Source organism: Allobosea sp. (assembly GCF_017308015.1).
Classification (GTDB): Bacteria; Pseudomonadota; Alphaproteobacteria; order Rhizobiales; family Beijerinckiaceae; genus Allobosea.
On sequence record NZ_JAFKFW010000007.1, the window covers coordinates 131,552 to 150,983 of the forward strand.

The 19,432-nt window shown below is 66.1% G+C and carries 17 protein-coding genes and 1 tRNA gene; 3 read left to right on the top strand and 15 right to left on the bottom strand.

What is annotated here, in order from left to right:
- Positions 1–6: 6 nt before the first annotated feature.
- The 8 genes from flbD to J0I42_RS08500 form a co-directional block, all read right to left on the bottom strand.
- Positions 7–1,371 carry a sigma-54-dependent transcriptional regulator FlbD gene (gene flbD / locus J0I42_RS08465; protein WP_291654383.1) on the bottom strand — a complete coding sequence of 455 codons (1,365 nt, stop codon included), beginning with the start codon at positions 1,369–1,371 and terminating at the stop codon, positions 7–9.
- 44 nt (positions 1,372–1,415) lie between these two features.
- Positions 1,416–1,766, bottom strand: coding sequence for a flagellar motor switch protein FliN (gene fliN, locus J0I42_RS08470; RefSeq protein WP_291654384.1), 351 nt, complete (start codon positions 1,764–1,766; stop codon positions 1,416–1,418).
- An 11-nt stretch (positions 1,767–1,777) separates the two neighbouring features.
- Positions 1,778–2,365 carry a FliH/SctL family protein gene (locus J0I42_RS08475; RefSeq protein ID WP_291654385.1) on the bottom strand — a complete coding sequence of 196 codons (588 nt, stop codon included), beginning with the start codon at positions 2,363–2,365 and terminating at the stop codon, positions 1,778–1,780.
- A gap of 1 nt (position 2,366) precedes the next feature.
- Complete coding sequence (gene fliG, locus J0I42_RS08480) at positions 2,367–3,356, bottom strand: flagellar motor switch protein FliG (RefSeq protein WP_291654432.1); 990 nt, start codon at positions 3,354–3,356, stop codon at positions 2,367–2,369.
- A gap of 104 nt (positions 3,357–3,460) precedes the next feature.
- Entirely contained in the window at positions 3,461–5,158 is a 1,698-nt protein-coding gene (gene fliF / locus J0I42_RS08485; protein ID WP_291654386.1) for a flagellar basal-body MS-ring/collar protein FliF, read from the bottom strand.
- A 201-nt stretch (positions 5,159–5,359) separates the two neighbouring features.
- Positions 5,360–5,635, bottom strand: coding sequence for a CtrA inhibitor SciP (gene sciP / locus J0I42_RS08490; protein WP_038359348.1), 276 nt, complete (start codon positions 5,633–5,635; stop codon positions 5,360–5,362).
- Between the two features lie 107 nt (positions 5,636–5,742).
- Positions 5,743–6,414, bottom strand: coding sequence for a flagellar hook assembly protein FlgD (locus J0I42_RS08495; RefSeq protein ID WP_291654387.1), 672 nt, complete (start codon positions 6,412–6,414; stop codon positions 5,743–5,745).
- Positions 6,415–6,429: 15 nt separating this feature from the next.
- The gene (locus tag J0I42_RS08500; RefSeq protein ID WP_291654388.1) at positions 6,430–7,890 is read right to left on the bottom strand and encodes a flagellar hook-length control protein FliK; all 1,461 of its coding nucleotides are present in this window, start codon (positions 7,888–7,890) and stop codon (positions 6,430–6,432) included.
- A gap of 256 nt (positions 7,891–8,146) precedes the next feature.
- Between J0I42_RS08500 and mnmA the strand changes: the two genes are divergently transcribed.
- The 3 genes from mnmA to J0I42_RS08515 all read left to right on the top strand — a co-directional run bounded on the left by mnmA (position 8,147) and on the right by J0I42_RS08515 (position 10,177).
- Positions 8,147–9,334: a tRNA 2-thiouridine(34) synthase MnmA gene (gene mnmA, locus J0I42_RS08505; RefSeq protein ID WP_291654389.1), complete on the top strand. Its 1,188-nt coding sequence runs from the start codon at positions 8,147–8,149 to the stop codon at positions 9,332–9,334.
- A 43-nt stretch (positions 9,335–9,377) separates the two neighbouring features.
- Positions 9,378–10,034 carry a class I SAM-dependent methyltransferase gene (locus J0I42_RS08510; protein ID WP_291654390.1) on the top strand — a complete coding sequence of 219 codons (657 nt, stop codon included), beginning with the start codon at positions 9,378–9,380 and terminating at the stop codon, positions 10,032–10,034.
- 66 nt (positions 10,035–10,100) lie between these two features.
- Positions 10,101–10,177: transfer RNA gene (locus J0I42_RS08515), tRNA-Met, on the top strand.
- Positions 10,178–10,428: 251 nt separating this feature from the next.
- On the opposite strand, the gene J0I42_RS08520 is transcribed toward J0I42_RS08515, so the two are convergent.
- The 7 genes from J0I42_RS08520 to J0I42_RS08550 form a co-directional block, all read right to left on the bottom strand.
- Positions 10,429–11,679 carry a Zn-dependent hydrolase gene (locus tag J0I42_RS08520; RefSeq protein WP_291654391.1) on the bottom strand — a complete coding sequence of 417 codons (1,251 nt, stop codon included), beginning with the start codon at positions 11,677–11,679 and terminating at the stop codon, positions 10,429–10,431.
- Between the two features lie 211 nt (positions 11,680–11,890).
- Entirely contained in the window at positions 11,891–13,213 is a 1,323-nt protein-coding gene (locus tag J0I42_RS08525; RefSeq protein ID WP_291654392.1) for an aspartate aminotransferase family protein, read from the bottom strand.
- A 5-nt stretch (positions 13,214–13,218) separates the two neighbouring features.
- The gene (locus J0I42_RS08530) at positions 13,219–14,376 is read right to left on the bottom strand and encodes a phosphotransferase (protein WP_291654393.1); all 1,158 of its coding nucleotides are present in this window, start codon (positions 14,374–14,376) and stop codon (positions 13,219–13,221) included.
- Between the two features lie 46 nt (positions 14,377–14,422).
- Positions 14,423–15,109 (bottom strand): GntR family transcriptional regulator, encoded by a 687-nt coding sequence (locus J0I42_RS08535; RefSeq protein ID WP_291654394.1) that lies wholly within the window; start codon positions 15,107–15,109, stop codon positions 14,423–14,425.
- A 92-nt stretch (positions 15,110–15,201) separates the two neighbouring features.
- Positions 15,202–16,632 carry an aldehyde dehydrogenase family protein gene (locus J0I42_RS08540; protein WP_291654395.1) on the bottom strand — a complete coding sequence of 477 codons (1,431 nt, stop codon included), beginning with the start codon at positions 16,630–16,632 and terminating at the stop codon, positions 15,202–15,204.
- 38 nt (positions 16,633–16,670) lie between these two features.
- On the bottom strand, positions 16,671–17,717 hold the full coding sequence (locus J0I42_RS08545; protein ID WP_291654396.1) for a histone deacetylase family protein: 1,047 nt from the start codon (positions 17,715–17,717) through the stop codon (positions 16,671–16,673).
- Between the two features lie 59 nt (positions 17,718–17,776).
- The gene (locus tag J0I42_RS08550; protein WP_291654397.1) at positions 17,777–19,432 is read right to left on the bottom strand and encodes an ABC transporter ATP-binding protein; all 1,656 of its coding nucleotides are present in this window, start codon (positions 19,430–19,432) and stop codon (positions 17,777–17,779) included.

Consider the following 19,432-nt stretch of genomic DNA (forward strand, 5'->3'; position numbering starts at 1 on the left):
CTCGGGTCAGACCGCATTGATGCGCGTCTGACCCGGCTCGGCCACCGTTATGCCGGCCGACGTATATTCGCTGAGCTTGTTGCGCAGCGTGCGGATCGAGATTCCCAGGATTTTGGCCGCATGCGTGCGGTTGCCGAGGCAATGATCGAGCGTATCGAGGATCAACTCGCGCTCGACATCGGCGACCGTATGTCCGACCAGCGAGCGCGTCATCGCCTCCGCCGTCTGGGCCGCGCGTGCTGCCGGGTCCCGCGACGGAGCCGGCGACAGCGCTTCCCCTTCCGGACTGAGCACGGCCGAAGCCGCGATCTCGGCCCCGCTCGCCAGCAGCACCGCCCGGTGCATCGTATTCTCCAGCTCACGGACGTTGCCGCGCCAGGCACTGGCCAGCAATAGCTTGCGCGCGTCGGCTGCGATCGGCCGCACCGGCAACCCGTTCAGTTCGGCATATTTCTTCGCAAAATGCTCGGCCAGCACCAGGATGTCGGCCGGCCGCTCGCGCAGCGCCGGCAGACGCAGGTGCACGACGTTCAGACGATAGAGCAGGTCCTCGCGGAATGAGCCCTCGCGCACAGCCTCGGCGAGATTACGGTTCGAAGTCGCGATGATCCGGATATCGACCTTGACCGGCTGCGCGCCGCCGACGCGATCGATCATCCGTTCCTGCAGCGCGCGCAACAGCTTCGCCTGCAGGCGGACATCCATTTCCGAAATTTCGTCGAGTAGCAGCGTGCCGCCATTGGCCTCCTCGAATTTCCCGATGCGCCGCGCGATGGCGCCGGTGAAGGCACCCTTCTCATGGCCGAACAATTCGGATTCGAGCAGGTTGTCTGGGATCGCCGCGCAGTTCACCGCGATGAAGGGCCGATCCTTGCGGCCGGACTTCTGGTGGAGGTGGCGCGCGATGACCTCCTTGCCGGTACCGCTCTCGCCAGTGACCAGAACCGGTGCTTCCGAGCGCGCGATCTGCGAGGCGAGCTGCACGACGCGCTCCATTGCCGGGTCGCGCCAGATCAGGCTCGACTGGTCGGCCGCGACCGCCTCCAGCACCGCCGCGATCAGCTCCGGGTCGGGCGGCAGCGGGACGTATTCGCGGGCGCCGGCCTGGATTGCGGCCACGGCGGCACGCGCATCGGTCGAGGTGCCGCAGGCGACGATCGGCGTGCGGATGCGCTCACTTTCCAGAGCCGCCACGTAAGCGGCGATCGGCTGGACGACATCGACCATCAGCAGGTCGGCACCCTTGGCACGCAGTACGGCGAGCGTCTGGTCGAGATTTTCGGTATGGGTGACGGCCGCGCCATGCGACATGGCGATCTTGGCGGCTGCGATGATCTGTCCCTTGAGACCGCCGGCGATGACGAGGCGCATGGCTCAGGTCCTTTTGCTTGTCGTTCTGGTCATGGAGCGGGCCGTCACCGGTCCGCCTTGATGATTTCCGTCATGGTCACACCGAGCCGGTCCTCGACGACCACGACCTCCCCGCGCGCGACCAGCCGCTCGTTGACGAAGATGTCGATGGCCTCGCCGACGCGCCGATCGAGCTCGATCACGGCGCCCGGCACGATCTGAAGCAGATCCCCGACCGCGACCTTCGAGGAACCGAGCACGGCGGAAACCTTGACCGGCACGTCGAAGACCTGTTCGAGATCCTCGGCCGTCTTGACCGGAACCGGCCCCGAACGCGCAACAGACATGTCGTTCTGATCGAAGGACAGGTCGGCCTGGTTCAGCGGCGGCAGGTTGAGATCGTTCTCCGTGCTCATGGCTCAGACCTTCATGATTCTGCGTGGCCATGGCCGAACACGCGGGCGACCGCCTGCTCGACCAGGGCCGTGAGTTGCTGGCTGTCGAGGACGAAACCGCCCTCCGCCCATTCGATGCGCCCGTCGCCCGGCGTGATGTCGGATTGCCCGAGCACGATCAGCCTGCCGGAGAAACCGTGCTCCGTCGCAAGCTTCCGGGCCAGTTCCTCGGCGGCCTCGACCACGCTGTCATGGACGCGCAGCACCAGATGAGGCGCGGTACGGGCATGGCCCAGGCACTCCCGGATGGCCCCCGCGAGCGAGGCCAGCGGCTTCTCCGCCAGCGCGGCCCCGGCCAGCGCCTTCGCGGTCGCAATCGCGACATGCGCCGCATGCTCCTCGATCGCGGCCGTGCGGGCTGCCTCCTGCGCGAAAAGCCGCTCCGCCGAGCGCGCGAGCTGCCCCGTCAGGCCCGTGAGCTGCGACTGCGCTTCGCGATGCGCCTGCTCCTGCCCTGCATGGAACCCCTCCGCACGGGCCGCGGTGAGCTCGGCCTCGCCGGCTGCCTTGCGACTGCCTTCGCGGAAGTCCGTCCCGAACATGAACTTGGTCGCGGCCATATCAATACACCAGTTCGTCGTCAGCGCTGTTCTTGGACAGCACGATCTCGCCCTTGTCGGCCAGGTCCTTGGTCATCTGCACGAGCTTGGTCTGGGCCTCGTCGACCTCCTTGAGACGCAGCGGGCCCAGTCCCTCCATGTCGTCCTGCATGTTCTTGGCAGCGCGTTGCGACATGGCGCCGAAGAAGAAATCGCGCATTGTCTGGCTGGCGCCCTTGAGCGCGCGCGCCAGCATGTCCTTGTCGGCCTGGCGCATCAGCGTCTGCAGGCCGGCCGGGTCGAGCTTGCCGAGGTCTTCGAAGGTGAACATCAGGGCGCGGATGCGCTCGGCCGATTCCTGGTTCGAGGCATCGAGCGCCGAAAGGAAGCGTATCTCGGTCTGCCGGTCGAAGCCGTTGAAGATTTCGGCCATCATCTCGTGCGGATCGCGCCGGCGGGTCTGGGTCAAGGTCGAGACGAACTCGGTGCGCAGCGTGTTCTCGATATGATCGAGCGCTTCCTTCTGCACCGATTCCAGCCGCAGCATCCGCCCGACGACTTCGATCGAAAGATCGTTCGGCAGATTGCGCAGCACGTTCGCGGCATGCTCGGCCCGGATTTTCGACAGGATGACCGCGATGGTCTGCGGGTATTCGTTCTTGAGGAAGTTCGCCAGCACGACGGCATCGATATTGCCGAGCTTCTGCCACATGTTGCGGCCCGCCGGCCCGCGGATCTCCTCCATGATCAGCGCGACCTGCTCGGTCGGCAGGATCTTTTCGAGCAGCGAAATCGTCCGGTCGAAGGAGCCCGTGACGGCGCCTGCGCTGGAAAGCTTGCCGACGAAATCGAGCATCAGGCGTTCGACCTCGTCCGCATCGACCGTGCCGAGTTCGGCCATGGCCCGTGTGATGATCCGGATCTCGTCGTCGTCGAACTCTTGCCAGATCGAACGTCCATGATCTTCGCCGAGCACGAGCAGGATGACCGCCGCGCGCTGCGGACCGGTCATCTCCGCAATCGTGGTCACGCCGAAGCCGCCGCCCTCGACGGCTTCCTGGAAGCCCGTATTGCGCGTCGCGATGGAGCGGGTCTCGGCCATGGTTCAGCGCTCCGTCACGCTGCGGACTTCTCGTGGATCCAGCTCCGCAGCACCGCGACCGAATCGGCCGGATTCTGCGAGACCAGAGCCCCGATCTTTTCCACGGACTGCGCCTTGAGCTGCCCCTTGACCTGCGCGATCGCCAGCATCCGCTCGGAGGGTGCCGCTTCCACTTCGACAGAAAGCGGCTCGCCGTCGGTCCCCACCGTCACCGCCCGCCCGCTCCCGGCCGGATCGCCGGTCGCGCCGGCCGGGCCGGCGAGCACTGCACCGCCGTTGCGCATGAAGGAGGGGATCGCCCGGACATTGCTGTTGTCGGAAGCCAGGACCTGCTTCAGCAGCGGACGCACCACCGTCATCAGCACGATGAGCGTCAGCAGCGAGATGACGCCGAGCTCCGCGAAGCGGATCAGATCCTCCCTGGTGAAGGAGGTGAGTTGCTGCATCAGCGTCTGTTCGGCGAGCTCGGACGGCGGCGGCGGCGCGTCCGCGAAGCGCAGGTTGACGACCTCGACCTTGTCGCCACGGCCCTGGTCGAAGCCGACGGCGGTGCGCACCAGCTCTCCGATGCGCTCCAGTTCCTCGTTGTTGCGCGGCTGGTAGGAGAGCTCGCCAGCCGGGCTGCGCGTGTAGTTGCCATCGACGAGAACCGCGACCGACAGTTTCTTGACCCGGCCGCCCTCCAGCACCTCGGTACGGGTCGTCCGCGAAATCTCGTAATTGGAGACTTCCTCGTTCTTCGAGGAGTTTTCGCGCTGGTTCTGCTGCGCGCCCTGCGTCTGCTGGGCGCCCGGCAATTCGTTGCCGACGGTGACCGTGCCGTTACCGCCCTCCGTCGTGGTCGAGGCCTCCGTGCGGTTCTGGCTGGAGCGCAGAACCCGGCTTTCGGGGTCGAAGCTCTCGGAACGGCTCTCGACCCGGTTGGTGTCGAGCGCTGCCGAAACCTGCACCCGTGCCCGGCCATGGCCGACGACGCTGGCGACGATGTCCTCGACCTGCGATTTGATGCGCTTCTCGATCGCCGTCTGGCGCTCCTCGATGCCCAGCCCGATCAGGCCTTGGTCGCTCTGCGCGCCGTCCGCCAGCAGACGACCCCGCTCGTCGACGATCGATACCCGCTCCGGCTTCAGACCGTCGACCGCCGAAGCGACGAGATGGCGCACGGCCCGGACTTGCGCGGCGTCGAGATCGCCCGCGAGCTTGAGCGCGATCGAGGCGCGCGGCGGCTCACGGTCACGCTCGAACAGGCGTCGCTCCGGGATGACGAGATGGACGCGCGCCGCCTGCACCCGCCCGATCGAACGGATGGTGCGTGACAATTCGCCTTCGAGCGCACGCAGATGGTTGATGTTCTGGACAAAGCTGGTCGAGGAGAAGGCATCGCCCTTGTCGAAGATCTCGTAGCCGACGCCGCCGCCGGCCGGAATGCCCTTGCTGGCGAGATCGAGGCGCAGGCGCGGCACGTCGGTCTTCGGAACCAGCACGGTCTGGCCGTCACCACGCAGCTCGTATTTGATGCCGCGGGCGTCGAGATCCTTGAGGATGGCGCTGACATCCTGGCTCGACAGTTCCGAGAACAGCACGCTCATCGCCGGCTGGGACATCCTGAGCATGACGAAGCCGAAGAAGCCGACGAGAACCAGCGTAACGGCCAGCATGGCCGCCAGGCGCGCCGCGCCGAATTTGGCAAACTGCTCGATCAGGCCGTTCACGCCGCCATCCGTCCCACAGAATCGCAGGGACGGCGCACCTGCTCCGACCCACTAGGCAAGTTTTTCCCAGCGCATGGTTAGCGGGCGGTTAATTTTTGGACGCGGGTCGTTAATCTTTCTTGCCGGGCCTACGATGCAAACGCCAAAGGCGCCGGCCCTGTCCGGGCCGACGCCTTTGAAAAGAAACAGAAATGCTGCTTCCTACTGGCGGTAGTGCTGGATGCGGGTCGTCCGCAGACCGGCGAGGCCGTGCTGATCGATCGACATCTGCCAGCTCAGGAACTCGTCGACGGTCAGCGTGTAGCGCTGGCACGCTTCTTCGAGGCTGAGCAGCCCGCCGCGCACGGCAGCCACCACCTCGGCCTTCCGCCGGATGACCCAGCGCCTGGTATTCATCGGCGGGAGATCCGCAATCGTCAGCGGACTCCCGTCCGGTCCGATCACGTATTTCACCCGCGGTCGCAATGGCTCGGTCATGGTACTCTCACACAACTCAACAGAGCTACTGAGGGCAGCATAGGCGGGCGGCTTTAAGAATTGGCTAAAACGATCGCCTCGGATGTCCACGACTGATTCGCCACCACTCAATCGCCGCGGACCACGCTCTTCACCTTGTCGATCGGGATGCTGATCCCGCCGATCTTGAGCATCGGAATCGAGGAGGTGAAGTCGACGCCGTCGACCACGCCGCTGATCTGCGTCTTCGCCGTGATGGCATCGCCAGCCACGCTCTTGGCATCAATCGTGACGGTATACTCGTCGTCCGCCGCCTTGCTGCCCGTGGAGGTCGTTCCATCCCACCTATAGGTCTGGTCACCGGCGCTCAACGATCTGGTCTCCGTCTGGACCACACTGCCCTTCGAATCCTTGATCGTGATCGTCGCGGTGCCAGCAGAGGGCATGGTGACTTTCCAGTCGGCCCTGCCGTCGAGCAGCCGTGACGTGGCACCGTCGGCCGTGATCGTGGAGCCGATGAACCCGACCGCGTTCGTGGCTGTCCCCGCCGCGCTGAGGCTGAGCAAGGAGGCGAGCGTCTCGTTGGTCCTGAGCTGCTGCTCGACGCCGGCGAATTGCACGAGTTGCTGGGTGAACTGGTTGGTGTCGAGCGGGTCCAGCGGCGACTGGTTCTTGAGCTGCGTCGTCAGCAGCCTCAGGAACTGATCGAAATTATTGGCAATGCCGGTGGTGCTACCCGTCACACCGCTATTGCCGGTACCCGATGTGCCGGAGGTGCCGCTCGTTCCCGAAACCGCCATGGCGCTTGTCCTCGTTCAGATGCTGAGATCGACGCCGCCGAGCCGGATGAGACGGCGCTGCGGAACGGGGTCGATCGAAAGGGGGGCGTCCTCGGTCGGTTCGCTGCCGCCAGACTGGCGCGGGCGCTGCGGCGCCTCGTCCTGCTGGCGGTTCTGGCGGAAGGCCGATTGGTCGGACGGATCGCGCAGGGTGATGTCGACGCCGCCATCGGACGGCTTCAAGCCCGCCTGCTCGAAAGCGCGCTCCAGCGTCCGTGCATCGCGCTGCAGGAGGTGAAGCGTCTCGACGCGATCGACGACCAGCTTTGCGCTGACCTCACCCTTGTCGGAGATCGACAGGCTGACGTCGACCCGGCCGAGCTCGTCCGGGTCGAGCCGGATATCGAACTGGCGCGAGCCGGACATCGCGCGCAGGCCGATCTCGATCGGCACGACATGGATCGGCGTCGGCTGGCCGCTCGCCGTGCCCTGCCCCGAAGCTCCGGCGGGCACTCCTGCCGCATTCGGGTCGAAGGGCTGAAGCAGCCGGTCATGCCCGGATTTGCCGGGTGCCTGCTGCAACAGGGTCGAAAGGTCGAACGGTGCGGTCGGCTGCTGCTGGAGGGCCTCGAGCGCTTTCGCATCGGTGGAAGCCGTCGCGCCATTGGTCGCAGCCGGCTGGTCGGTCTTGACGAAACGCTCCACGAGCTCCGGCCCGGCCGCTCCGACGGCATGGATACCACCCGGTATGGTCTTGCCATCGTGAGCGACGGCACCAGCAGCGGGAGCTTGTTCAGCCGCGGGCATGCTGACGGCAGACAGCGCCACGGTTGCAGCCATCGATTGCGGCCGCGGGGCATCCTTCTTCGCATTGCCCGCGGTCGGCATCGCCTCGACCGCATCCCCCTCGGCGGCATCGATGGCTAGGAGTGGCCCCTGGGGCAGCAATGCGGGCAGGATCGCGAGGGGAGCAGGCGGCGCCGGGATCTGGACTTCCGCGACCGGGAGCGTCACCGGCGCGACAGTCTCGCCTTCGCCCGCTGCCTTGGCCCCCTTCTCGGTCGAACTTTCCTGCGTCTCGCCGGCAGCCTCGCCTTCGCCGGCGGGCTTGGCCTGCAAGCCCGTCTGAGTTGCCGCCATCGCGATCAGGAACGCGACTCCGCTCGCATCCGGCTTTGGCTCCTGTGGCGCGGGCATGCCCGTCTGAACGGGCTGAGTGGTCGGCACGGCAGCCGGGACGACGGCGCGCGATGGCTCGAACTGCCCCCGCACCTTGGCCGCGTCGACGTGTCCTTCCGCGCCGGCGGCGTCTTCGACTGCCGCCGCCTCCGGGGGCGCCGCCGCCTTGACGGTCGCGCCAGCTTTGGCCGCGGCGGCCTCGATCTCGGGCAGCGAGAACGCTTCGCCTCCCTCGCGCTGCCCGGTTTGGCCGGCGCGCGGACGGGCAGCCGGTGCTTCGGCAGTGGCCTGACTGGAGAACGCGGACTGGATCGGCATGAATGGTTCCGTGACGCGGGCAACAACGCGCCCGGCCCTGTTCAGCAAGTTACGCGCCAGAAGCGCCCCTTGCTGAATCAAGGCCTTAGCACCACATCATCGCCGGAGCAGGCAATATGAGCCCGACTCCGCAAGCCCGGGCCGGCAGGATTTGCCGATCCTGCTGGCGGCATCCGGCCAAAGCCGGTATAGAGCCGGCAGACGCGCCGATGCCGCCCCTTTTCGAGCCTCCGAGCCAGCCACGACACAACCGAGTATGACCGCGCCCTTCCGCAACTCCCTCGACATCGCCAAGCCGCCCGCGGCGACACGCGTGGTCGCGGCGATGTCCGGCGGCGTCGATTCCTCGGTGGTCGCCGCCCTGCTCAAGCGCGAGGGCTATGATGTCATCGGCGTCACCCTGCAGCTCTATGACCATGGCGCCGCCGTTCATCGCGCCGGAGCCTGCTGCGCCGGGCAGGACATCCATGACGCACGCCGCGTCGCCGAGGCCATCGGCATACCCCATTATGTGCTCGACTACGAAAGCCGCTTCCGCGATGCGGTGATCGAGCGCTTCGCCGAGAGCTATCTGGCCGGCGAGACGCCGATCCCCTGCGTCGAGTGCAACCGCACGGTGAAGTTCCGCGACCTCCTCGATCTGGCGAAGGAACTCGGCGCCGACGCGCTGGCGACCGGGCACTACGTGCTCAGCCGCGATCTCGGCACCGGCCATCGCGGCCTGTTCCGCGCCGCGGATTCGAGCCGCGACCAGAGCTATTTCCTCTACGCGACGACGCAGGAGCAGCTCGACCTGCTGCGCTTCCCGCTCGGACATATCGACAAGACGCAGACCCGAGCGCTCGCAGCCGAGCTCGGCCTTGCCATCGCCGACAAGCCCGACAGCCAGGACATCTGTTTCGTGCCCAACGGCCGCTATGCCGAGGTCATCGAGCGGCTGAAGCCTGGCGCCGCCCGCTCCGGCGACATCGTCCATCTCGACGGCCGCATCCTCGGCCATCATGACGGCGTGCTCCATTACACCGTCGGCCAGCGCAAGGGACTCGGCATCAGCGCGAGCGAGCCGCTCTACGTGCTGCGCCTCGACGCAGACGCCGCCCGTGTCATCGTCGGCCCGCGCGAGGCCCTGAGCGTGGGCGAGATTCGCCTGCGCGACCTTAACTGGATCGGCGAGACCTCGCTCGATGCATTGCCACCGGAAGGGCTCGACGTCGCCGTCCGCGTCCGCTCGACCCGCGCCCCGCGCGAGGCCCGCCTCTTCCGCGACGAGGACGGCCTGCGCATCGAACTCGCCAGCGACGAGGAGGGCGTCTCGCCGGGCCAGGCCTGCGTGATCTATGCCGATGCCGGGCCCGGCTCCCGCGTCCTCGGCGGCGGCACCATCCTCCGGCGCCCGCTCACTGTGTCGGCGGCCTGCGTGCCGGCCGCTCTCGCCCTGTCCTGACCACTCAGGCTCAGGCTCGCTCTTCCGCTCGGACCCCAGACTCATGCCGGTGACCTACGATCTCGACGGCCAGAAGCGCGTCTATGCGACCTGGGCGAAATTCTACGACCGGATCTATCAGCGCATGCTGGCGCGCCCGCAGCGCGAAGCGGTGGAAGCGGCCTGTGCCTGCGGGCGGGACATCCTCGAGATCGGCGTCGGCACCGGCCTCACCCTGCCCTACTTCACGACGGATTCACGCGTGCTTGGCGCCGATCTCTCGCTCGACATGCTCAAGGTCGCCCATCGCAAGGTCCTGAATCAGAAGCTCGACCATGTCCGCGGACTGATGGTGATGGATGCCTGCCGGCTCGGCTTCGGCAACGAACGCTTCGACGCCGTCACCGCACAATTCGTCATCACGCTCGTTCCGAATCCCGAGCAGGCTCTGGCCGAAATGGACCGCGTCCTGAAGCCCGGCGGCGAGATCATCATCTCCAGCCGCCTCGTCGACGATGGCGGCCCGCTCGCGCCGTTCTGGAGCGCGGTTGCTCCCTTGTCGAAGGCGATCGGCTGGAGCTCCGACTTCAAGGTCAGCCGCCTGACCGATTGGGCGAAGGCGACGGGCCGCTACGAGACAGTCCATGTCGGGCGCGGCTACTTCAAGGTCGTCCGGCTGCGCAAGCGTGCTTCTGCCGATAACACGCAATCCAAGGCTTGACGCGGCCCCGGCGCGACGCCTATATCGCGCCTCGAAGACAAGCCGGCTTGCCGGCTTCGACCCTGTGGCGGGGTAGCTCAGCTGGTTAGAGCAGCGGAATCATAATCCGCGTGTCGGGGGTTCAAGTCCCTCTCCCGCTACCATTTCTTTTCATTTCGCTTTTCGGCTTTGTCCTCCGACTCACGGCACTTTTTCGGGAGCTTGGAGCGTTTTCGCGCGAAATGCCCCGTTCGCATGAAGAAAATGCATTGAGACGAAAGCAGAGCGGCTCCGTGTTTCGGATCATCGCGGAACCGCTCTGGCTCGGACATCTCGGCGGGGGTGAACCGTCAGGCCGCTTCTCTCGACGGTTCAGCGCTCTCGCATCGCCAGGCACGATACCGCACCGGGAGCATCACTCGGCCAGTTTGGCTCGCGCGAGAACGGCTTGAAGCAAGACGTTCATGCCGGGCTCGATATCCGCAATCGTGACGTTTTCCTTTTCGTTATGCGACACTCCCCCTTCGCAAGGGGTAAAAATGATCGTGGCCGGTAGAACGCTCGCGGTGTGAAGCGCGTCATGCCCTGCCTCGGTCAGCAAGTCTTTCGTTGCATAACCCAAGCGTGCGGCGGCAGATCGAACCAGATCGGTGCACGTCTTGTCCAACTCCACGCCCCCGTAGGTCCAGCTTTCGGTAACCTCGATGGAGCAGCGGGATCGCTCCTCGAGTTCGGGGAGCCGCTTTCTGAAGGCAGAAATCATCGCGTCTGCGCCGGCAGCGGTCGGGTGGCGCATGTCGCAGTTCAGCTCGACAAATTTCGGGATTGCACCAAGCAGGTTGGGCTCGGCCTTGAGACGCGTGGTGGTCGACTTGCCCTCTTCGCCGTGGAACTGCCAGCCGATCTCGTCGACGGCGAGCATCACGAGGCTGGCGGCGACGAGGGCGTTTCGGCGGCTGGGCATCGGTGTCGGACCCGCATGGCCCGTTTCCCCGCGAATCTGGATCACATGCCCGTGCACGGTGAAGGCTCCGGTTACGACGCCAACCGGCACCTTCTCTGCATCGAGCCGCGGCCCTTGTTCGATGTGCAGTTCGAACAGGCTATCGAAGAGATCGGGAGTGAGCGTGTCGGTTCCCTTGAAGCCGAGCCTGTCGAGTTCCTCGCCCAGAGTGACCCCGTGTCTGTCGGTGCGGGCCCATGCATAGTCCGGTGTCCGGTGGCCCGTGAAGATCGCAGAGCCCATCATCGGCGGCTCGAAGCGCGCGCCCTCTTCATTGGTCCAGTTCACGACGGTGATCGGATGTTTTGTCGTGATCGCGAACTCGTTCAGCGTATGGACGAGCTCCAACCCTGCCAAAACGCCGAGAATACCATCAAATCGGCCGCCGTGAACCTGAGTATCCAGGTGGCTGCCCACGAGCACCGGCTTTGCACAAGGGTCACGTCCCGCACGAGTAGCGAAAATATTGCCCACCCCGTCGATCTGGATCCGGCAACCTGCTTCGACGCACCAATCGATGAACTGGCGCCGCATGGTCGCGTCATCGTCGGACAGGGCGAGCCGGTTCAGGCCGCCACCGGGAGTTGCCCCAATTTCAGCCGAGCGCATGAGCATCGACCAAAGGCGCGCCATATTTGGTCTTACGTTGTTGTGCACGTTCATGCTCAGGCCTCCGGATAGGAAGTTCGATAGATATTCGATGTGATCAAAACCCGGACCGCGCCTCTGGTGTCTGGCAGAAGCTTCCGGAATACGGGTCGATCACGGATATGAACCGATCGGCGGATGCCCCCCGCGGTTCCCGAACAGTCGCTCGTTATGCGCCGATCCTTGCCTTGGAACGGCGGAGGATCAGCCCCCGGGACGGACCCGATCAGCCGGTGATGTCCGTCAGCACATCGTCAAGCGCGGTGAGGAACAGGTCGGCGTTCTCCTTCGAGAAGACGAGCGGCGGTCGGATCTTGAGCACGTTTGCGGTCGGTCCCGCCGCGCTGATGAGAACGCGCCGGGCGCGCAATCCGTTGACGACGCGCGCCGCTTCTTCGGCCGCCGGCTCGCGCGTCGCACGGTCGCGCACCAGTTCCGCCCCGACGAACAGGCCGGCGGAACGGATATCGCCGATAATGAGGTGCCGCTGAGCCAGGGTTTCCAGCCCCTTGCGCAGATGGGCTCCGACTGTCGCGGCATTCTCGATCAGATTTTCGCGCTCGATGACATCGAGAACCGCCATGCCGACGGCGGCCGAGACTGCATTGCCGCCGAAGGTGTTGAAATAGCGGAGGCGTTCGCCGAAGCGTGCGAGCACCTCCGGCCGCGCGACCATGCCCGCGATGGGGTGCCCGTTGCCCATGGGCTTGCCGAGCGTGACCATATCGGGGACGACGCCGTGGCGCTGGAAACCCCACATGCCATCGCCCGTCCGCCCGAAGCCCGGCTGGACCTCATCGGCGATGAAGACGCCGCCTGCCTCGCGCACGGCCTCGACAGCCTCGCGCAGGAAGCCTGGTGGATCGGCAAACACGCCATCGCTGGAAAAGATCGTGTCGACCAGAAGCGCAGCCGGACTGACCCCGTCGGCCCGCATCTGAGCCAGCGCCTGCCGGACATGATCTGCGAAGATGCGGCCGATATCTTCGTCGGGATTGCGGTACGCGTCGGGAGCGGGCACCCGATAGATATCCTGACCGAGCTCCATGCCCGCGCCGAGCGACGGGGACATCTCGGCGATCGCATTGGTGACGCCGTGATAGGCGAATTGCGTGATGATGAAGCCGGTGCCGCCAGTATGGGCCCGGGCGACACGGAAGGCGAGGTCATTGGCCTCGCTGCCGGAGCAGGTGAACATGACATGGCCGAGCTCCGGCGGGAAATAGCCGAGCAGCCGCTCGGCATAGTCCAGGACCGTCTCGCCGAGATAGCGCGTATGAGTGTTGAGCCGCCCGGCCTGCTCCGCAAGTGCGGCCACGACATGCGGATGGCAATGCCCGACCGAGGCGACATTATTGTAGACGTCGAGATAGGGGCGCCCCTCCGGATCGTAGAGCCAGACACCCTCGCCGCGGGTCACATGCACCGGATCGGCATAGAAGAGCCGGTAGGCCGGGCCAAGCAGGCGCCGGCGGCGGTCGACCATCTCCCGCTCGCGCTCGGCCAGGGCATGGGCGGCGGCAGGGTCGTAGGCATTGATCATCGTCATCGTCTTCACTCCAACCGGCAGGCTTGGCGCAGATAGGCCTGGGCTTCCGCCCGATCCAACGCGTCGCAGCGGGCCAGGCGCACCCAGGCCTGCAGGTTGTTGCGCAGGATATAGTCGCGGTTCTCGGGGTAGCGGGCTGCGCGCCAGCCCGAGATCGCCACGGTCAGAACCATGCGCGTCGTGATGAGATCGAACAGGAGGTCGAGCTCGACGGGCTCCAGCGGCACGAGCCGATGATAGGCTGCGATCATCTCCGCCGCCATCTCCAGCGGATGACCGGTTTCAGAGACCTGATAGGCGGCGGCTACAGCCAGGTTGTTGATCATTGGCGCGTGGACCATGTCGCCGAAATCGATGATCCCGACGACCCGGCCGTGATCGTCCGGCGCCACCAGCACGTTGTGCGGATTGAGATCGTTATGGATCACCTGTGCCCGCAGGCCCCCCAGCCGGGGCATCGCGTACAGGTCGAACCGATCGAGCATGCGCTCCGCCAGCGCGCGCTGTGCCGGATCGGGAATATGCGCCAGCAGGGAGCGCACGGTGTTGGCGTGCTTCAGGTCCCACATCAGCTCATGCCCGGCTCCGGCATGGAAAAAGCCGCGCAGTGCGAGGTCCAGGCGGGCTGCGTGAAGCCCCAGATCGTGCTGCAGGCTTTTGCCGGGGGCGACCTTGTGCATCGGGACGCCCTGCAGGAACGACAGCACCCGAACCAGGCGCGGCGCCTCGTCCCGGTCCTCGAGCAGCCAGTCGGCGGCACCGGAACGGGTGCGCATGAGGCGGGGGACCGGCAGGCCGGGATCGACGGCCGCGATGTGGAGCAGCGCCTTTGTCTGAAAATCGATGACCTGCGGATCCTCGGCAGGATTGCTGACCTTCAGCACGTAGTGCGCCTCGCCGTGGCGCAGATGGTAGTTGCGGTCACGTTCGCCGGTCAGCTCGCGGACCTCGCCGGCAAGGCCGAAGACATCATGGGCCATGCGCTCGACGTCGTGCAGCGACAGCGCCGGCGAAGCCGTGTCGAGAAGGACGCTTGTGTCCGCAATCTGGCTGATCGTCATGGCAAGGCTTCCTGGATGCGTCGCCGCGGGGTCTTGATTGGCGATGCATCGGTGTTGATCTTGACCGTGCGTTCCTTGCAGCCGGCGCCTCGGGAGGGCCATCGGCAGGTTCGTCGCCGCATGATCGGGAGGTTCGGTGCGCGCGCGGCTAGGACTGCGGGTCCGGGCTGTCGGGCGGGATCAGGATGTGGTTGTTGAGGATGACGCCGCCTCCGGCGAGGATATCCTCACGGATCGCCGTTTTTGCCGCTTGTGGCTCATGGCGCCGGATCGCTTCGATGACGTGGTAGTGATGCTCGATCATGGTTCGTCCGCCATCTGCATAGGCCGCGGCGATGACAGGCCCCATCTGGAGCCAGAGATTCTGCAGGATGCCTCGCAGGGTCGGCATGGCGGCGATCTCGGCCAGCTCGAAATGGAAAATCTGGTTGATCGCCGTCGCGCGCGAAAATTCTTTGCATGCCAGGGCCTGCTCGTTGTCTTCGGTCAGCCGTTCCAGCCTCGCGATATCGGCCGGTGTCGCGTTCATGGCGGCTCTCTCCGCCGCGAGCCCCTCGAGCTTCAGGCGGATCAGGCGGATTTCGAGATAACGTTCTTCAGGCAGGTTCGGGACGCGGATGTCGCGCGGGCTTCTCAGTGCGAGCGCCCCTTCGTGAACCAGCCGGAGGACCGCATCGCGCACGGGCGTCACGCTGGTGCCCGCCTGCTGGGCGAGATCGCGGATCTTGAGACGGTCGCCGGGTTTCAGCGCGCCTTTGGTCAGCGCCTCGGCGATCTGCTGGTACACGCTGCCGCCGAGACTGTTCTGGCCCCCGCCTCGATGCTCGAAATTCACGATGAGGTCCCCATAAGCTTGGCGCTGTCCGGCCTGCTTAGCGTTGGCCTTGCGGGGCGAGGGCTGATGTCGGCCCCCGCCCCGGCCAGATCTCAGGCAGCCTGGAAGCCGAACATCGACTTGGTCTCGAGAAAGTCCTCGAAGCCGAACCTGCCCCATTCCCGGCCATTGCCGGACTGCTTGTAGCCGCCGAAGGCGCCGGCGAGATCGCCGGGAGCCCCGTTGAGATGCACCATGCCGGCGCGGATCTGCCGTGCCACCTTGCGTGCCTGATCGAGATTACCCGCGGTAACATAGCTCGAAAGCCCGTAGACCGTGTCGTTGGCGATGGCGATCGCCTCCGCCTCGGTGTCGTAGGGCAGGATCGAGAGCACGGGGCCGAAAATCTCCTCGCGTGCGATCGTCATGTCGTTACGCACATCGGCGAAGATCGTCGGGCGGATATAGTAGCCGCGGTTGAGGGTTTCCGGGCGGCCGGGCCCACCAGCCACCAGGCGGGCACCTTCCGCGATGCCGGCTTCGATGAGCGCCTGGATCTTGTCGAACTGTACCTTGCTGACGACCGGCCCGATCGTTGTCGCCGCATCACGCGGATCCCCGACGACTGTCTGCTCGGCGACCTTTCGTGCGATCTCGATCACCGCTTCCTGCTGGTCCCGCGGCACCAGCAGGCGCGTCGGGGCGTTGCAAGACTGGCCGCTATTGCTGAAGCACTGGCGCGCGCCATGCGTGATAGCTTTGGCAAGATCGGCGCCGGGCAGGATGATGTTCGGCGATTTGCCGCCCAGTTCCTGCGCAACACGCTTCACGGTGTCGGCCGCGGCGCGCGCCACGGCGATGCCGGCCCGGGTCGAGCCGGTGAACGAGACCATGTCGACATCGGGATGCGACGACAGAGCGGCGCCGACCGAAGGGCCGTCGCCGTTGACCATGTTGTAGACGCCGGCCGGGACGCCGGCCTCGTGCATGATCTCGGTGAAGAGCAGGCCGGACATGGGCGCCACTTCGCTGGGCTTCAGCACCATGGTGCAGCCGGTGGCGAGCGCCGGGCCGACCTTGCAGGTGATCTGGTTCATCGGCCAGTTCCACGGCGTGATGAAGGCACACACGCCGATCGGCTCGCGGGTAACCAGCGTCCGGTTGATGATCTCGTCGAACTCATAGGTCTTGAGCACCTCCAGAACCTGCGACAGGTGGCCGAGACCCGCAGCCGCCTGGGCATCCCGCGCGAAGCCGAGCGGGGCCCCCATCTCGTCGGAGATGGCGGCCGCCATCTCGTCATAGCGCTTCTTGTAGATGGCGATGACGTTGCTCAGCAGTTCCACCCGCTCCTTCCGGCTGGTGAGCGAATAGGAGGCGAAGGCGCGCCGTGCGGCTGCGACGGCCTTGTCCACATCGGCGCGCTCGCCCATGGCGATGCGCGCATAGGCCTCTTCGGTGGCCGGATTGACGACGTCGAGCGTAGCGCCGCCCGTCGGAGCGACCCAGGAACCGTCGATGTAGAACTGGAGATTATGCGTCATGATCTGTCTCGACTCCTTGGCAAGCAATGAGGATGGCTTCAGCGGGTCATAAGCCCGTCCAGGAACTCCCCGAGGCAGTCCCCGATGACCGAGATCTGGTAGCCGCCCTCCTGAACGATCACGGTCGGCAGTCCCGCGGCGCCGACCCGTTCGCCAATGCCGCGGAAGCCCGCGGTCGAGACGTCGAGCAGGCCGATCGGGTCTTCGCGGTGGCTGTCGTAGCCGAGCGCCACGACGAGCGCCTCGGCGCCAAACTCGCGCACCGTCGCGAGCGCTCGGTCCACCGCCTGATGGAAAGCGGTGTCGTCCGCTTTTGGCGCGAGCGGCAGGTTGACGTTGCAGCCCTCGCCCTCCCCCTCGCCGCGCTCGTCCGCGTAGCCGATGTAATATGGATAGTAGCTGTTGGGATCGACATGGATCGAAACCGTCAGCACGTCGTTGCGGCGGTAGAAGATTTCCTGCGTGCCGTCGCCGTGATGGGCGTCGACATCGAGCACGGCGACCTTGCCGAAGCGTTGGCGCAGACGCTCGGCCGCGGTGGCCGAATTGTTGAGGTAGCAGAAGCCGGTGGCCCGGTCGGCGCGGGCATGGTGGCCTGAGGGGCGGCACAGGGCATAGGCCGTCGTCTCGCCGGCGATCACGGCGTCCGCTGCCGCGACAGCAGTATGGTTGGAGCGCAGAGCCGACCGCCAGGTGTTCGGGCCGATCGGCACCGCCATGTCACCCAGATAGTAGCCGGCTTCGGCCACGATCCAGTTGGAACGACAAGGCCGGCGATGCGCCATGTCCGGTCGGCCGTTCCAATAGGGCGAAACGTTGGGAAGGACCTCGGGGCCGGCCTCCGGCACCTGCCGCCAGCGCTCGAAGGCGCTCTCCAGGAAATCGAGATAGCTTTGCGTGTGGACGGCCAGCGCCGGCGCCGTCCCGTAGTCGGAAGGTTGCTCCGTCGCGATGCCCCGCTGCCTGAGAGCGCCCAGCAGCGCCTCGGTCCGGCTCGGCAGGTCCTTGGGCTCGCGGATGCGGCCGACCTGCATGAACTGCTGAGGATCGTGCAGGCTCTGGTCCGGATGGAAGAATGCTCGCATGGCGCCTTGCTCCTGTCGTCCTGATCACATCATCGGTCGGCGCGCTTCTGCGCCGCACCTCATGGCGCAGCCTCGTCCAGCACTGCGAGGCGAGGGTTCCAGTGGGAGCCGGGGATGGCGGCGATCAGACGCTGCGTATAGGCGTGCCGCGGCGCGTCGAAGATCTGCTCCGGCGGCCCGTATTCGACCATCTCGCCGCGATGCATCACGGCGATGCGATCGCAGATCTGCGCTGCGATGCGCAGGTCATGGGTAATGAAGATGATCGCGATGTTCAGCTTGCTCTGGAGTTCCTGCAGCAACGTCAGGATCTGCGCCTGGACGGAGACGTCGAGCGCGGAGACGCTTTCATCGGCGACCAGCAGTTCCGGCTCCAGCGCCAGGGCCCGGGCGATCCCGACGCGCTGCCGCTGCCCGCCGGAGAATTCCTGCGGATAGCGATCGAAGGCGGAGGCCTCCAGTCCAACCAGCTCCAGCAGCTCGCGCGCCTTCCTCTCCGCCTCGGCCTGGGAGACACCGTTGGCCGTCGGGCCGTCGGTCAGGATACGCCCGACCGTCTGGCGCGGATTGAGCGAGGCGAACGGGTCCTGGAAGATCATCTGGATATGCCGGCGCAGCGGGCGGAAGGCGCTGGGCGAAAGCGGCACGATATCCTTGCCATGGAACAGGATTTCGCCGGCGTCGATTTCCGTGAGCTTCAGCAGGCAGCGCCCGAGCGTCGATTTTCCGGAGCCGGATTCACCGACGATGCCGAGCGTCTCGCCGCGCCGGAGGTTAAAGCTGATGTCGTTGACGGCATTGACTACGCGCGGCCTGGAGAAGAACCCGCCGCCGCTGCGATAGACCTTGCGCAGTCCCTTGACCTCGAGCAGCCGCGCGCCTTCGGCGCCGGTCGCGCTTGCAGCCACGCCCTTGTCCTCGCGATGGGGCACGGCGGCGATCAGGCGCCGCGTATAGGGATGCTGCGGCCGATTGAGGATTTCCGCGGCCGGGCCCTGCTCGACGATGACGCCGCGCTCCATCACCGCGACGCGGTCGGCGATATCGGCGACCACACCGAAATCATGGGTGACGAACATCACGCCCATACCCTTCGCCTGCTGGATCTTGCGGATCAGGGCGAGGATCTGCGCCTGTGTCGTGACGTCGAGCGCGGTCGTGGGCTCGTCGGCGATGAGCAGCGCCGGTTCGAGTGCCAGCGCCATCGCGATCATCACGCGCTGGCGCTGCCCGCCCGAGAGGCGGAAGGGATAGGCGTTGCGCAACGTCGCGGGATCGGGAAGCCCGACGAACTCGAACAGCTCGAGCACGCGGCGCTCGCGGACCGCCGCGTTCTTCTCGCCATGGACCTCCAGGACTTCGGCGACCTGATCCCCGACCTTCATCAGCGGATTGAGGGCCGAAAGCGGCTCCTGGAACACCATCGCCATCGCGCGGCCGCGCTGGGTCTCCAGTTCCGCTTCGCTCATGGCGAGCAGATTCTGGCCATTGAACAGGATCTGCCCGCCGCTCGGCTGCAGGTAGCGCGGCAGCAACCCCATGATGGCATTGGCGGTCAGGGACTTGCCGGAGCCGGATTCGCCGACGATGCAGAGGATCTCGCCGGCCTGGAGATCGAAGGAGATGTTCTCGACGGCGAACGCGCGATCGAGACCGGCCGGCAGCGGGATCGACAGGCTCTCGACACGGAGCAGAGGGGTGGAGCGGCCTGTCAT

Coding starts and splice junctions, on each gene's coding strand:
- J0I42_RS08510 (WP_291654390.1), top strand. CDS start 9,378: ATGCCGGTGACCTACGATCTCGACGGCCAGAAGCGCGTCTATGCGACC.
- J0I42_RS08530 (WP_291654393.1), bottom strand. CDS start 14,376: ATGGCCCTCCCGAGGCGCCGGCTGCAAGGAACGCACGGTCAAGATCAA.
- J0I42_RS08500 (WP_291654388.1), bottom strand. CDS start 7,890: ATGCCGATCCAGTCCGCGTTCTCCAGTCAGGCCACTGCCGAAGCACCG.
- J0I42_RS08475 (WP_291654385.1), bottom strand. CDS start 2,365: ATGGCCGCGACCAAGTTCATGTTCGGGACGGACTTCCGCGAAGGCAGT.
- J0I42_RS08520 (WP_291654391.1), bottom strand. CDS start 11,679: ATGAACGTGCACAACAACGTAAGACCAAATATGGCGCGCCTTTGGTCG.
- J0I42_RS08525 (WP_291654392.1), bottom strand. CDS start 13,213: ATGACGATGATCAATGCCTACGACCCTGCCGCCGCCCATGCCCTGGCC.
- sciP (WP_038359348.1), bottom strand. CDS start 5,635: ATGACCGAGCCATTGCGACCGCGGGTGAAATACGTGATCGGACCGGAC.
- J0I42_RS08495 (WP_291654387.1), bottom strand. CDS start 6,414: ATGGCGGTTTCGGGAACGAGCGGCACCTCCGGCACATCGGGTACCGGC.
- fliG (WP_291654432.1), bottom strand. CDS start 3,356: ATGACCGGTCCGCAGCGCGCGGCGGTCATCCTGCTCGTGCTCGGCGAA.
- mnmA (WP_291654389.1), top strand. CDS start 8,147: ATGACCGCGCCCTTCCGCAACTCCCTCGACATCGCCAAGCCGCCCGCG.
- J0I42_RS08545 (WP_291654396.1), bottom strand. CDS start 17,717: ATGCGAGCATTCTTCCATCCGGACCAGAGCCTGCACGATCCTCAGCAG.
- J0I42_RS08540 (WP_291654395.1), bottom strand. CDS start 16,632: ATGACGCATAATCTCCAGTTCTACATCGACGGTTCCTGGGTCGCTCCG.
- J0I42_RS08550 (WP_291654397.1), bottom strand. CDS start 19,432: ATGACAGGCCGCTCCACCCCTCTGCTCCGTGTCGAGAGCCTGTCGATC.
- flbD (WP_291654383.1), bottom strand. CDS start 1,371: ATGCGCCTCGTCATCGCCGGCGGTCTCAAGGGACAGATCATCGCAGCC.
- fliN (WP_291654384.1), bottom strand. CDS start 1,766: ATGAGCACGGAGAACGATCTCAACCTGCCGCCGCTGAACCAGGCCGAC.